The sequence below is a fragment of the Providencia hangzhouensis genome (assembly GCF_029193595.2).
In the GTDB taxonomy this organism is placed as follows: domain Bacteria; phylum Pseudomonadota; class Gammaproteobacteria; order Enterobacterales; family Enterobacteriaceae; genus Providencia; species Providencia hangzhouensis.
In genome coordinates this window covers 2,538,732-2,552,834 of the sequence record NZ_CP135052.1, presented here as the reverse complement: position 1 = coordinate 2,552,834, position 14,103 = coordinate 2,538,732, and the positions used below count along the sequence as shown (strand labels likewise).

The window sequence follows — 14,103 nt, the reverse complement described above, 5'->3', positions numbered from 1 at the left end:
TTAATATGATTGAAGCCGATCGCCTAATAACTGCTGAAGTATTACAGTCAGATGAAGAAGCTATTGACCGTGCGATCAGGCCAAAGCTATTGAATGAGTATATTGGTCAGCCTCAGGTTAAAGACCAAATGGAAATATTTATTCAGGCAGCGAAAATGCGAGGCGATGCACTTGATCACCTACTCATTTTTGGCCCTCCAGGGCTAGGTAAAACAACGTTGGCAGGGATTGTTGCGAATGAATTAGGCGTTAATCTGCGTACAACATCAGGGCCTGTATTAGAAAAGGCCGGCGATTTAGCTGCAATGTTAACTAATTTAGAGCCCCATGATGTCCTATTTATTGATGAAATTCATCGATTATCCCCAGTTGTTGAGGAAATACTTTATCCCGCAATGGAAGATTATCAGCTAGATATCATGATAGGCGAAGGGCCCGCAGCGCGCTCTATTAAAATTGATCTCCCTCCTTTCACGTTAATTGGTGCAACGACTCGGGCAGGGTCGCTCACATCACCATTACGTGACCGGTTTGGTATTGTGCAACGTTTAGAATTTTATCAAGTTGACGATTTACAACATATTGTCAAACGTAGTGCCCAATACATGGGGTTAGATATCACCGAAGAAGGGGCCTTACAGGTTGCTATGCGTTCGAGGGGAACTCCACGTATCACCAACCGTTTGTTACGTCGTGTGCGGGATTTTGCTCAAGTGAAAGGTGATGGTTCAATTGATGGGCTAATAGCTAACCAAGCTTTAGACATGTTAAATGTGGATGCTGCTGGTTTCGATTATTTAGATAGAAAGCTTTTAGTTGCTATTATTGATAAATTTATGGGTGGCCCAGTTGGGGTTGATAACCTTGCAGCAGCTATCGGGGAAGAGCGTGAAACCATAGAAGATGTATTAGAACCTTATCTTATCCAGCAAGGTTTTATTCAGCGCACCCCTCGAGGCCGAATGGCGACAGTTCATGCATATAACCACTTTGGTTTAACCCCTAAAGAAATTTGATTATATAAAATAAATAAGTATGGCCCCAATATTGTTATCAATATTGGGGCCATCTGTGCTAAAAACAGCGTGTGATGACTAAAATGCATAGCTTAAATTAATTTTTCGCTTTTATTGTTAAGCTAAGTACGAATAGAACAGCCGATACCAATACGACAGACGGCCCAGCAGGGGTATCGTAGAAAGCAGAAAGTGTTAGCCCACCAGTCACAGCAATCATACCAATTAAGATAGCGATAAAGGCCATTTGCTCAGGTGTTCGAGCAAAACGTCGAGCCGTCGCTGCGGGTATAATCAATAAAGACGTAATAATTAACGCCCCGACAAACTTCATTGCAATGCCAATTGTTAGTGCGGTAACTAACATTAGTAATAAACGGAGTCTTTGAATATTAATGCCATCAACAAAAGCAAGTTCAGGGCTAACCGTTATGGACAAAAGTGCCCGCCAACGATAAAAAAGCAACCCGCAAACGACAATAACGCCAATAAAAATCGTTATAATATCTTCATAGCTGACTGAGAGTAAGTCACCAAATAAGTAAGCCATTAGGTCAACACGGACATTAGCCATCAAGCTAACAACGACTAAACCTAAAGACAGTGAACTGTGCGCCATAATACCCAGTAAAGTATCAACGGCAAGTTGTGGACGTTTTTCTAGCCAAACTAAGATTAAGGCCAATAACAAAGTGACAGCAATAACGGCATAGAATGGGTTGATATTTAATAGTAGCCCAAATGCGACGCCTAGCAATGAAGCATGAGCTAGTGTATCGCCAAAATAGGACATTCGGCGCCACACAACAAAAGAGCCTAAAGGACCTGCCGCAATGGCAAGTAGCATGCCTGCTACCCAGCCGGGTAATAGTAACTCAATCATGTTTGCAGTCCTTGCTGTGTTGGTGACCAACAATAATATTGCCTTCTAAATCATGTTGATGATTATGTTGATGACGGTATACACCGAGTTGTTGAGCACCCCGATAACCAAACATTGCCACAAACTCAGGGTGGTTTGAAACAACGTCTGGCGCGCCAGAACAGCAAATATGGCCGTTAATGCAAAGTACTTTATCTGTTTTTGCCATCACGAGATGTAAGTCATGGGAAACCATTAATACAGCACAATTAAGCTCAGTTCTTAATTGATTAATTAAATCATATAGTGCAACTTGGCCTGTAATATCGACACCTTGAGCGGGTTCATCGAGCACTAACAGGTCAGGTTTATTGAGTAGGGCGCGAGCCAGTAAAACACGTTGAGTTTCACCGCCTGATAATTTTTGCATCGGTTGCTCGAGTAAATGCGTTGCTTTGACTCTTTCGAGTGCAGGTAACAAATGCTCTTTACGAGCACCGAGCTTTAATAACATAAAACGTTTAACAGTAAGAGGTAGCGTGGTATCCAGATGAAGTTTTTGTGGAACATAGCCAATAGCAAGAGAAGAAGGGCGCGTAATGGTACCTGATGTAGGGGCAAGTAGCCCAAGTACAACACGTACAATAGTTGATTTTCCAGCACCATTTGGGCCTAAAAGGGTTACGATGTCACCTTTATTCAGTTCAAAGGTAACATCGTTAAGGACCTGTTTTTCGCCAAATGAAACAGAAATTTTATTTAAAGTCAGTAATGGTTGCATATGAAAAACATCTTGCAGAATTCATTTTGTGTTATATTATAACATTTCAAAATCAAAATCACGGAAAAAGACTGCTATGATACATAAATCGAAAAACATTGCCTGCAAATTTCTTTTCGGGGCGGTGGCGACCTCCGTATTAAGTGCAACTATGGTATCAACTGCTAATGCTGATGTTGTAACGTCAATTCGCCCACTGGCCTTTATTGCCGCAGGGATTGCAGACGGTGTCACTGAGACACAAGTTTTATTACCAGATGGTGCTTCACCTCATGATTATGCACTTAAACCTTCTGATTTGAAAAAAATTAAACAGGCCGATCTATTCGTATGGGTTGGACCTGATATGGAAATGTTTTTACAGAAGCCAATCAATACATTACCACAGAATAAACGCCTAGCATTGGCTGAGCAGAAAAACATTAAGCCACTACTTATGGCGGAGTCACATGAAGATGAACATGATCACGAACATGGAGATGAAGCTAACCATGACAACGATCACGAACATCATCACCATGGTGAGTATAATATGCATATCTGGTTATCCCCAGAAATTGCAAATTACGCTGCGCAAGACATTTATGAGCGTTTAGTAGAGCTTTATCCTGAACAAAAAAATAAGCTAGACGTAAACCTTCGTAAATTCAAAGAAAATATGACGCAAAATGATCAGAAAATTGCTAATATTTTGCAGCCAGCTAAAAATAAGGGTTATTTTGTTTTTCACGACGCTTACGGTTACTTTGAAAAACACTATCAATTAGCTCCATTAGGGCACTTTACGATAAACCCAGAAATACAACCTGGCGCGCAGAAATTACATCAAATACGAACACAATTGGTTGAGCACAAAGCGCAATGTGTTTTTGCTGAGCCACAATTCAGGCCTGCTGTGATTGAAAGTGTAGCACGAAATACGGGGGTGAAAATGGGAACTCTCGACCCACTAGGAATTGGGCTGGCGATAGGGCCAGATAGCTACATGCAGTTTTTGACTCAATTATCAGAGCAATACGCCAGCTGCCTGAATTAAAAATAGAAGGAATTGTTTAAGTGCAGCAAATGGCCAAAAGTCTGGCTCAGGTATACGGTAGCCTGTCTAGGACACATAAAATTGTATTAAGTACGCTCACTGTAGCGACTATGGCCGTCGCAATTTGGCGGCCAGTTCATGTACCAACGACAACTGAAAATGATGGCACACCGGATACCATCATACCGCTCTTATTATTACCTGCAAGTGATGCTACCGACGATATAATTCAAGACAGTAGTGAACAGCTACCTGATGAAGGCCTTGCTGATACCGAAGCTGAAGCAATAGAGACAGGGGGAGAAGCTGCGCCTCTCCCCCATGAATATGTTGTTGCAAGTGGTGATAACTTAACGACTATTTTAACTCAATTCGGTATTGAAGCTGGGGATGTTGCAACGCTATCTAACCAACATAAGTCATTGAGAAACCTTAAAATAGGCCAATCCTTAAATTGGTCTTTAACAGAACAGGGTGAGTTAGAATCATTGACTTGGGATGTTTCTCGCCGTGAGACCCGTATTTTTACCCGCGTAGGAACGACAAATAAATTTGAAGAAACTAAGCAAATTCGCGAAGGTGAATGGACTAACAGTGTTTTAAAAGGTACTGTTGACGGTTCATTTGCACAAAGTACAAACAAAGCGGGCTTAACACGTAATGAAGGCCGTGAGGTGATTAAAGCCTTACAATGGCAGGTTGATTTCAAAAAATTGAAAAAAGGCGATAAATTCAGTGTGTTAATGAGCAGGGAAATGCTTAACGGGCGCAGTGAGCAGAGCCAACTCATTGGTGTTCGTCTGCAAACTAATGGAAAAAGCTATTATGCTTTTCGTGCTGAAGATGGGCGCTATTATGATAGCGAAGGGAATGGCTTAGAACGCGGTTTCTTACGTTTTCCAACCGCTAAACAGTTTAGAGTGTCTTCACAATTCAATCCTCGCCGAGTTAACCCAGTTACTGGGCGTGTAGCACCACATAAAGGCGTGGACTTCGCAATGCCTGTTGGCACGCCAGTACTTGCTGTTGGTGATGGTGAAGTGATTGTTTCAAAATACAGCGGCGCTGCAGGCAACTTTATTGCTATCCGTCATGGGCGTCAATATACCACTCGTTACATGCATTTACGCCAATTGTTAGTTAAGCCTGGGCAAAAAGTTAAGCGTGGTGATAGAATTGCGCTATCAGGTAATACTGGGCGTTCGACCGGGCCTCATCTACATTTTGAAATGTGGGTGAATCAACAAGCAGTAAATCCACTTACTGCGAAATTACCAAGTTCTGGTGGTTTAACAGGAAAAGAGCGTAAAGAATATTTAGCGCTAGTAAAAGAAACGAAACCACAACTTAAACTACAGTAACTTAAGTTTCTATTTTATCGCTGGCAGGTACTTGTATCTGCCAGTTTTCTTTGTAATGCTCCCGTAAACTATTATTATAAGCTATAGAGAGATAGCTAATATTCACTTGAGTACAGCATGAATAAAGATCAAGACACTGATAGTAAAAAAGGCTATATGCCAACTTTTCACCGTTCTTATCTATTACCTAAATATTGGGGGGTATGGTTAGGAGCGGGTATTTTGGCAGGATTGGCTTTCATTCCGGTTAAAATCCGTGACCCTTTACTCGCTAAAATAGGAAAATGGGTTGGGCGATTGGCTAAAAGTGGCCGTCGTCGTGCCAAAATTAACTTACTTTATTGTTTTCCTAAATTGACAGAACAACAACGAGAAGAATTAGTTGATCGTATGTTTGAAACCGCACCACAGTCTTTTGTTATGTTGGCAGAGCTATGTCTTCGTGGTGCAAGTAAAACGCTAGCTAGAACGCATTGGCATAATCAAGAAATTATAGAGCGCTTAAAACAGCAGCAAAGCAATGTTATTTTTATGGTTCCTCATGGCTGGGCCGTTGATGCACCAGCGATGTTATTAGCAGCAAAAGGCCAGAAAATGGCTGCAATGTTTCATCACCAAAAGAACCCAGTTGCAGATTATTTATGGAATAAAGCGAGATACCATTTCGGGGGGCGCTTGCATTCAAGAGAAGCGGGTATTAAGCCTTTTATTGCTTCTGTTAGACAAGGATATTGGGGGTTTTATCTTCCAGACCAAGATCATGGTGAGGAGCATAGCGAATTTGTTGATTTTTTTGGTACATATAAGGCAACATTACCTGCAATCGGTAGGTTAATGAAAGTTTGTAAGGCGAAAGTTGTGCCACTATTTCCCGTTTATGACCATAAAACGCATCAATTGCATATTTTTATCCGTGAACCAATGGATGATATCGATGGTAAGGACGATAAGTATATTGCACGAAGAATGAATGAGGAGCTGGAATATCTGGTTTCCCCGAACTTAGAACAATACACATGGATACTAAAGCTATTAAAAACGCGAAAAGAGGGAGAAATAGAACCTTATCAGCGAAAAGATCTTTACCGTTAGTGTCCAGATCTACAGAATAATTTTTGAGCCATTACCTTTTGAGTAATGGCTTTTTTTTGTCTAAAAGTGTGCTCATCATAGAAATATACACTTAATCCCCATAATTTTGAAAAGCTGGGTACCATTATTAATGGTGCATAGTTATTTAATTTATTTTTATATTTCTTGGTTTTATTATTAGGCTGTTTTTAGTTACTTGTATTGATCTTTTCGAGAGTATAAGAGAACTGATAGCTTTACATAAAAAAATATCCCCTATTAAAAATGATTATCGATATATCAAAATAAATAACTTAAAAACTTTTAAATATATGAGTAAATAAGGAATAGTATGTAAAAGTATTTATTAACGATAAATAAAATATATCTCCCAGGTTAATAATTTGGAGACTCTATGGTTAAAACCCGAACTACGCTAGACCAATGGATAACCCTACAAGCGGTGGTTGACTACGGTGGTTTTGCTCAAGCAGCTGAAATCTTGCATAGAACACAATCATCAATTAGTTATACCATCAGTAAATTAGAGCAAACGTTAGAAATTGAAATATTTTCTTTAGAAAAACGTCGTGCAGTATTAACTAAACAAGGAGAACAGTTATTAGCGTTATCAAGAGAAGTAACAAATAAAGCGATTTCATTAGAAGAGGTTGCCAAGTCATTAAATTATGAGGGAAATAATAAAATTAATATAGTTATAGATTCGCTATATCAAAGTGATGAAATACTTAAAAAAATTGGAGAGCTAAGCTGCTCTAGAAAGGATTATGATATTGATCTTAAGAAGATTTCACTAAGAAAATCAGATGTTTTTACAATTAAAAATTATGATTTACTAATTACTCATCATTACATTGAGTCGTTAAATCCCATATTTCTTGAACAGGTTGAAGCGGTGCTTGTAACCAACCCAAATCATAAGCTGCAACATTGTTCAGTTGACAATATACTGAAAATAATGGAAAAAACAGCCTCAATTTCTTTGAAGCTTACAGGTATGAATGGGAGCAAAAGCATCCAAACTATCCATATTTCTAATGTGGAATTAGCAATTAAATTAGCCGAAAATTCGGTTGGTTATTTATGGTTGCCGAAAAATTTAATCCAGAAAGAATTAAATAATAATTCATTAAAAGAGCTGAAAATAGTAAATAAAAAGTCGTTCTATAATTTTTATATGTATATTAATAAAATCTCAATGGCAAATGAAATTTTAAAAAACTATCTAATTGCTAATAAAAAATCTAAATAAAAGAGCCAGTTCATAAATGATAAAAACAAAGCATTAATATTTTAGATGCAATTTTAAAAAATTCAATGTATCCATTGGTTAACTTAACTAAAGGTAGATGATATATTTCTTCTGAACTAAAAATATGAGTGATTTATTTGTTTATGTAGTAATTAATAATTAAAAATCTATATTATAGGAACTATTATGAGTATTCTAAAAAAATCCCTAACTGTAATAGGGGTTACTTTAGCTGTAACATCTACGCCAACTGTTTTTGCTTCAGGTACAATTAACTTTACTGGGGAAATAACTGATATAGCTTGTACAGTTGATAGCAACTCAAAAAATTTAAATGTTGACCTTGGAAAGGTATCAGCTAAAAGTTTAGCCGCACAAGGAGAAGTGGCGGGTTTAAAAGACTTCACTATTAAACTTGTTGATTGTCCAACAAACTCCAAAGTAACTGTACGCTTCGGTGGCACACGTGATACCGCAGACAACGATATTCTTGCAATTAACCAAGCTGTAGGTGTTGCAAATAATGTCGGTGTTGCTTTATTTGAAAAAGATGCAATAACGCAAATTAAGTTGTTTGAAGATTCAAAACAAATTGAATTCGATGGTACAACAGTAGACTTAGACTATGTTGCTCGTTATAAAGCGACTGGTGTAGTAACTGCAGGGCCTGCTAATAGCAGTGCAGTATACAGTATTCAATATCATTAACTAATTGGAGAGTGACAATGGTTACTCTCCTTCTTATTTCAATATAATGGTTGTTTTATGAAAAAAATATTTTTTTCAATCTGTATATGTTTTTTTTCTATAGCTAACACCTCTCAAGCCTCAGGGATTAGTGTAGGTGGAACACGTTTTGTCTATGAAGAAAATAAACGTGAAATTGATATTCCTATTTTCAATAGTGATAAAGAAAAACCTTTTTTAATTCAAAGCTGGGTATCACCATTTGGCGGAGAGGGGAAAGCACCATTTATTGCCATACCACCATTATTTCGTATTGAGCCAGATACAAATGGTTCAGCTAGAATTTCTTATATAGGTGAGCCTATCGGTTCAAATACTGAACAAATTTATTTGCTTAATATCAAATCAATACCACCAAAAAATAATAGTATTGAGAATGAACTACAGATAATCATAAATTCACAGTTTAAATTATTTTTAAGGTCGAAAGATATAGAGCCATTCGACTTTAAAAAAATTTTTTTAGTTGAGAAACCAGATGGGATTATGATTGATAACCAAACTCCATATCACTTATCAATCAAAAATATCCTTGACAATGGCAGGGTCATTGACGGTGCTAGTTTAATATATCCATTCAAAAATGACTATATCATTAAGAAAAAAATAAATAATGGTGACTCAATAGTTGTTCAATTTATCAATGACTATGGCGCTATTATAGAGAAAAAAACCAAATAAGAGTCTCTAAGATGCCAGTTTTTTGTAAAAAAAATACGCTTATGTATTCTAATGTTTTTACTGCGATTAGCTTAATATTTTATATCAATAATACAATTGCTAAAGATATTTTTGATATTAATGCAATTAATTCCGGAATGGAAAACCAAGTCGCAGATATAAATAGTTTAGGCTACCTATCATCTGCGGGAGGGCAATTGCCAGGAGATTATTTTGTTGATATCTATATAAATGATAAATTGATTGATAACAAAAATATAAGGTTTTTATTTGATGATAAAGCTAAAAAATTATCTCCTGAAATAACAAAAAAAATGCTGCTAAACTGGGGCGTGAAAAACTCAGCAAGTGAAAAGTTTTCAGCAAGTGGAGAGGACGAATATTTGAATGACATTAGTAAAATTATTCCCAGTGCTAATTATCAATACAGATTTGAAACCCAACAATTACAAATTAGTATCCCACAAATTGGATTAGAAAATACGAGTAGAGGCTATATTGAACCAAAGGAATGGGACGATGGAATCACCACTACATTTGTTAACTACACAGTTCGGTTTAATAAACATTGGTACCAAAATAAGAATAATAGCGATAACTCGTTCTTAGGTTTAAGAAGTGGTATTAATATGGGCGCTTGGCGTTTCCGTAATCATAGTACCTACAGTAAAACGACATATGAAACGAATTGGAATAATCTACAAACTTATGTAGAGCGTGATATTCGTAGCTTAAAAAGCCGCTTAACGATTGGTGAAATATCCTCTGATAATGGCGTAATAGAGAGTACCCCTTATCTTGGAGTGAAGCTAGTATCTGATGAAAGTATGTTACCTCAAAGTGAAAGGGGTTTTGCACCTACAGTGACTGGTCTTGTACAATCAAACGCGATTGTTACTATCAGCCAAAATGGCAACGTGATTTATCAAACCACCGTGCCGCCGGGTAGGTTTGCGATTAATGATTTGTATCCAACGTCATATAGTGGTGATCTTGAGGTCACAATTGAAGAAGCTAATGGCACGGTAAGGTCTTTTATTCAGCCTTTCTCTGCAGTGCCAATGATGCAAAGAGCCGGCACATTAAAATATAGCGTAGATATTGGTAAATATAATGTTGATGGTGCACGACGTAAACCTAATTTTGCGCAAGCATCAGCAATTTGCGGCTTGCCATATAACTTATCCGTTTATGGAGGTTTCTTAGTTTCTCAAGACTATCAAGCCTACACAATAGGTGCTGGAGTAAATTTAGGCAAAATTGGCGCGATATCAACAGATATTACAGAAGCATCGGTACAATTGATTGATAAAAAGAGTGCGAAAGGGCAAGCGTATCGAATTCAATATTCGAAATACATTCCAAATACAGGCACTTCTTTTTCTTTGGCATCATATCGTTACTCAACAAAAAACTATTATGATTTTTCTGATTCTAATAATCATCCTTATAAGATGGGGCGAAAAAAACAACAGTTTCAAGCGTCAGTCTCTCAGTCACTTGACGAAATCGGTTATTTATCGGTGAATGGTTATCAGCAATATTATTGGGACAAAAGTGGTTCTGATAAAAGTTTAACAATGAGTTTTAGCTCTAATTATAATTCAATGAATTACAGCGTTGCTTATTCTTATATTAAACAAGACTATTCAAAAACAAATGACCAAATGCTGTCATTCAATTTGAGTATTCCTTTTGATTTGGGTCGAAAAAATAATTGGGCTAACTATAGCTATAGTACCAGCAAAAATGGAGATTCGATTAGCTCATTAAGTTTTAATGGTATGCAATTAGTAGATAATAATTTGCAGTATAACCTTACGCAAAGATATAACCATAGCCGTAATGAATTTAGCAGTTCCGTTAGTGCAAACTATATAGTTTCATCAGGAGAATACAGTTTGGGTTATAACTATGACCCTAAATATCATGCTATCGATTTCAGTGCAACGGGAGCACTATTATTGCATTCTGGCGGGTTAACGACCTCTCGTACTATCTATGATTCTGCAGTGCTCGTTAAAGCAGAAGATATAGACAATTTAAAAGTAAATAACGCGCAATCACTTTACACTAATTCGTCAGGTTATGCAGTAATTCCCACAGTGACTCGTTATGAACGAAATAAAATTAGTGTCGATACTGCAACATTAAGTGGCAATAATGATGTTGCGATTAATACAACGACAGTCGTTCCTACTCAAGGTGCGATTGTATTAGCTAATTTCCAAGCAAAACGGGGTGCTAGAGTTTTATTAAAACTCAAGTATGCGGGAAAAGCAATTGCATTTGGTACACAAGTTTCTGTTATGGAAAGTGAGGAACAAGTTACAGGCGGTATTGTTGCAAATGATGGGGAAGTTTATTTAAGTGGCGTTCCAGAGCAAAGCAAGATAATAGTGAAATGGGGCAACGGTAATAATCAACAATGTACAGTTCCACTTTTATTATCATTAGAGAATGAAAAAATTCAGTTTATAGAACGAGTTTGTGAATAGGAGTTATCATGAAAAATTTAGGTCTAAAAATAGGCATTTCGTTCCTTTTATATTCACAATTCGGGGCTGCTGAATTTAGGGCTGAATTTACCAGCCAATTAGTTAATCCGAATAAAACACTTTATGTATCACGAACTTTACCAGCAGGTACTTTTATTGGTTCTATTGATTTAGGAACCCACTCTCCATGGACATGGTGGAATGTGACGGGTAATACAGAAGTTGGAATTTACGTACCAATCGAACCAGGAAATTCAAGGTATATTCCGGGTATAGGTTATGTTAGAGAAATTAATAGTTCAGGCGTTGGTTATACTTTGCATGGTACAGTAATGAGCCCTTGCTCTGGTTTTGCATATGTTGATGGGGTAAATACGAAAGATGGAAATAATAATAATAGATTTATATGTGGCTCTAATGCATCTTCAGCAACGTATACTGTAAAATTAAGGGCGGATTTTTATAAAGTTGGTAATAATGTTAAAAGCCAAACTTTACCAATATCTAATGCTGCGATGTTGATTTTATTCCACAATGGTTTCATTACTACAGATTTATATGGGAGGTTCGAACCCAAAGTAAATATGGGGCCAATCAATGTTATTTCGAGTGGTTGTGAAGTCAAAAATAAATCAATAGACGTACCATTCGGTAACGTTAGTAAATTGTCATTTACAGGTGTTGGTTCAACGAGTTCTGAGAGCAAGCAAAATTTTCAAATTGAATTAGATTGTGACCCTATATCTCCGATAAAAATTACGTTTATTGGAACTCAAGATTCAAGTCAAACACCAGGGGCAATCGCACTTAATAATTTAGCCGATGAAAATACAGCGAAAGGTTATGCCATCCAAGTAAAGCACAACGGTATACCCATTAAGCTTAATCAATTAATACCGCTCGCCAATAAAAATGACATAGGGCAATACAACATTCCGTTGGAAGCCGCGTATATCCAAACTCAATCTGCAACGGCAGCTGGGAAAGCGAATGGTACGCTACAATTTAACCTACAATATCATTAAATGCTATTTTCTCTGTATTTTACGCAAGTGATGCAGAGCTATACTTTCTTGTGTTAATTCTTTTTTAAGTTAGATAGCGTTTCAATATAAAGGAAAGCCCCCACCCATAGGCGAGGGCTAAAAGATTATTCAACTTCTAGAATACGACAAGTATTCGTGCTACCTACAGTGCCCATTAAGTCACCTTGGGTGACAAGAACCACGTCACCACTCATTAAATAGCCGTTATCACGTAAACGCGTGACAGCTTCATTGGCAGCCGCAATACCATCTGTATGGGTGCTACAGAAAACAGGTGTAACACCACGATAGAGAGAACATTGATTAAGGGTTTTTTCATGACGAGACATGGCAAAAATAGGTAAACCAGAGCTGATCCGAGACATCATACGAGCAGTACGGCCAGACTCAGTCATTGCTATGATAGCTTTAACCCCTTTAAGATGGTTAGCAGCATACATTGTTGACATTGCAATTGCTTCTTCAGGGCTATTAAACTCCGCATCTAAACGGTGTTTAGACACATTTAGGCCCGGCATTTTTTCTGCGCCAAAACAAACCTGCGCCATCGCGGCTACCGTTTCTGCTGGGTACTGGCCTGCAGCAGTTTCAGCAGAAAGCATAACGGCATCAGTACCATCCAACACCGCATTCGCAACGTCCATGACTTCGGCTCGCGTTGGCATAGGGTTAGTGATCATCGATTCCATCATTTGTGTTGCGGTTATAACAACACGGTTTAATTGGCGAGAGCGGCGGATCAATTTTTTCTGGACAGCGACTAATTCAGGGTCGCCAATTTCCACTCCGAGGTCACCACGAGCAACCATAACGACATCAGAAGCGAGAATAACTTCATCCATCACTTCATCATTGGCAACGGCTTCTGCACGTTCTACTTTAGCAACAATTTGGCATTCACAGCCCGCATCACGAGCTAATCGGCGTGCATAATCTAAATCTTCACCTGAGCGAGGGAATGAAACAGCTAAGTAATCAACATTAATTTTTGCAGCAGTTTTTATATCTTCTTTGTCTTTTTCTGTTAATGCTTCAGCTGAAAGACCGCCACCGAGTTTATTAATACCTTTATTGTTAGATAGTTGGCCACCAACAGTAACTTCTGTAAATACCTGTAACCCTTTGACTTCAAGGACTTTCAATTGTACTCGACCATCATCAAGAAGCAAAATATCACCTGGGACGACATCGGCAGGTAAGCCTTTATAGTCGATACCTACTTTCTCTTGGCAGCCTTCACCTTTACCTAAATTGGCATCAAGAATGAATTTATCGCCAATATTTAGGAAAATTTTGCCATCTTTAAAAGTGGAAACACGAATTTTAGGACCTTGCAAATCACCGAGGATCGCAACGTGACGTCCTAAACGAGCGGCAATCTCACGTACTTTGTTCGCACGTAATAGATGGTCTTCTGGAGTTCCGTGGGAGAAGTTAAGGCGAACAACGTTGGCGCCAGCGTTGATAATTTTTTCAAGGTTATTATCGCGATCTGTAGCTGGACCAAGAGTTGTAACAATTTTAGTTCTTCTAAGCCGTCTAGACATGTATTACTCCGTTGACCTGTAATGGTGTTGATAAAAGAGTGAAACCATTTCACTCCATTTCGAAACCTGTTTACTGCAAATAGGGATGCTGACACGAGCACAGCTATTATATACAGCCAATTTCTTAATGCTATCAGGTCTGTAAAACTATTAAAGCCTGAAAAGCAAAGAAAAGCATTTATAC

General features: G+C 37.9%; 12 protein-coding genes. 9 read left to right on the top strand and 3 right to left on the bottom strand.

The window, feature by feature from the left end; genetic code table 11:
- Positions 1-5: 5 nt before the first annotated feature.
- Complete coding sequence (ruvB, locus tag PZ638_RS11500; protein WP_004255021.1) at positions 6-1,016, top strand: Holliday junction branch migration DNA helicase RuvB; 1,011 nt, start codon at positions 6-8, stop codon at positions 1,014-1,016.
- A 97-nt stretch (positions 1,017-1,113) separates the two neighbouring features.
- Here the strand turns inward: ruvB and znuB are convergent, their stop codons facing one another.
- Together znuB and znuC are read right to left on the bottom strand one after the other, a co-directional pair.
- Positions 1,114-1,899 carry a zinc ABC transporter permease subunit ZnuB gene (gene znuB, locus PZ638_RS11495; protein ID WP_094962966.1) on the bottom strand — a complete coding sequence of 262 codons (786 nt, stop codon included), beginning with the start codon at positions 1,897-1,899 and terminating at the stop codon, positions 1,114-1,116.
- Complete coding sequence (gene znuC, locus PZ638_RS11490) at positions 1,892-2,659, bottom strand: zinc ABC transporter ATP-binding protein ZnuC (RefSeq protein ID WP_004255015.1); 768 nt, start codon at positions 2,657-2,659, stop codon at positions 1,892-1,894. The genes znuB and znuC overlap by 8 nt, the downstream gene beginning before the upstream one ends.
- Positions 2,660-2,735: 76 nt before the next feature.
- Here znuC and znuA point away from each other — a divergent pair, with 76 nt between their 5' ends.
- The 8 genes from znuA (at position 2,736) to PZ638_RS11450 (ending at position 12,351) form a co-directional block, all read left to right on the top strand.
- On the top strand, positions 2,736-3,695 hold the full coding sequence (znuA, locus tag PZ638_RS11485) for a zinc ABC transporter substrate-binding protein ZnuA (RefSeq protein WP_094962967.1): 960 nt from the start codon (positions 2,736-2,738) through the stop codon (positions 3,693-3,695).
- Between the two features lie 20 nt (positions 3,696-3,715).
- Positions 3,716-5,056 carry a murein DD-endopeptidase MepM gene (gene mepM / locus PZ638_RS11480; RefSeq protein ID WP_275612113.1) on the top strand — a complete coding sequence of 447 codons (1,341 nt, stop codon included), beginning with the start codon at positions 3,716-3,718 and terminating at the stop codon, positions 5,054-5,056.
- Between the two features lie 117 nt (positions 5,057-5,173).
- Positions 5,174-6,148, top strand: coding sequence for a lauroyl-Kdo(2)-lipid IV(A) myristoyltransferase (lpxM, locus tag PZ638_RS11475; protein ID WP_004255007.1), 975 nt, complete (start codon positions 5,174-5,176; stop codon positions 6,146-6,148).
- A gap of 394 nt (positions 6,149-6,542) precedes the next feature.
- Positions 6,543-7,400 (top strand): LysR family transcriptional regulator, encoded by an 858-nt coding sequence (locus PZ638_RS11470; protein ID WP_206277308.1) that lies wholly within the window; start codon positions 6,543-6,545, stop codon positions 7,398-7,400.
- Positions 7,401-7,586: 186 nt separating this feature from the next.
- Positions 7,587-8,108 carry a fimbrial protein gene (locus PZ638_RS11465; protein WP_094962970.1) on the top strand — a complete coding sequence of 174 codons (522 nt, stop codon included), beginning with the start codon at positions 7,587-7,589 and terminating at the stop codon, positions 8,106-8,108.
- Between the two features lie 57 nt (positions 8,109-8,165).
- Positions 8,166-8,828 (top strand): fimbrial biogenesis chaperone, encoded by a 663-nt coding sequence (locus tag PZ638_RS11460; RefSeq protein WP_112307022.1) that lies wholly within the window; start codon positions 8,166-8,168, stop codon positions 8,826-8,828.
- An 11-nt stretch (positions 8,829-8,839) separates the two neighbouring features.
- A complete protein-coding gene (locus PZ638_RS11455; RefSeq protein WP_272674456.1) occupies positions 8,840-11,326 on the top strand; it encodes a fimbria/pilus outer membrane usher protein in 2,487 nt (828 codons plus the stop codon).
- An 8-nt stretch (positions 11,327-11,334) separates the two neighbouring features.
- The gene (locus PZ638_RS11450) at positions 11,335-12,351 is read left to right on the top strand and encodes a fimbrial protein (RefSeq protein WP_206277772.1); all 1,017 of its coding nucleotides are present in this window, start codon (positions 11,335-11,337) and stop codon (positions 12,349-12,351) included.
- A gap of 125 nt (positions 12,352-12,476) precedes the next feature.
- Here PZ638_RS11450 and pyk read toward each other — a convergent pair whose 3' ends face one another.
- Entirely contained in the window at positions 12,477-13,919 is a 1,443-nt protein-coding gene (gene pyk / locus PZ638_RS11445; RefSeq protein ID WP_275612112.1) for a pyruvate kinase, read from the bottom strand.
- Positions 13,920-14,103: the final 184 nt, after the last annotated feature.

Bases quoted from the DNA above. Each gene is read 5' to 3' on its own strand.
- znuB (WP_094962966.1), bottom strand. From the start codon at position 1,899: ATGATTGAGTTACTATTACCCGGCTGGGTAGCAGGCATGCTACTTGCC.
- PZ638_RS11460 (WP_112307022.1), top strand. From the start codon at position 8,166: ATGAAAAAAATATTTTTTTCAATCTGTATATGTTTTTTTTCTATAGCT.
- PZ638_RS11465 (WP_094962970.1), top strand. From the start codon at position 7,587: ATGAGTATTCTAAAAAAATCCCTAACTGTAATAGGGGTTACTTTAGCT.
- PZ638_RS11455 (WP_272674456.1), top strand. From the start codon at position 8,840: ATGCCAGTTTTTTGTAAAAAAAATACGCTTATGTATTCTAATGTTTTT.
- ruvB (WP_004255021.1), top strand. From the start codon at position 6: ATGATTGAAGCCGATCGCCTAATAACTGCTGAAGTATTACAGTCAGAT.
- znuC (WP_004255015.1), bottom strand. From the start codon at position 2,659: ATGCAACCATTACTGACTTTAAATAAAATTTCTGTTTCATTTGGCGAA.
- znuA (WP_094962967.1), top strand. From the start codon at position 2,736: ATGATACATAAATCGAAAAACATTGCCTGCAAATTTCTTTTCGGGGCG.
- PZ638_RS11450 (WP_206277772.1), top strand. From the start codon at position 11,335: ATGAAAAATTTAGGTCTAAAAATAGGCATTTCGTTCCTTTTATATTCA.
- pyk (WP_275612112.1), bottom strand. From the start codon at position 13,919: ATGTCTAGACGGCTTAGAAGAACTAAAATTGTTACAACTCTTGGTCCA.
- PZ638_RS11470 (WP_206277308.1), top strand. From the start codon at position 6,543: ATGGTTAAAACCCGAACTACGCTAGACCAATGGATAACCCTACAAGCG.
- lpxM (WP_004255007.1), top strand. From the start codon at position 5,174: ATGAATAAAGATCAAGACACTGATAGTAAAAAAGGCTATATGCCAACT.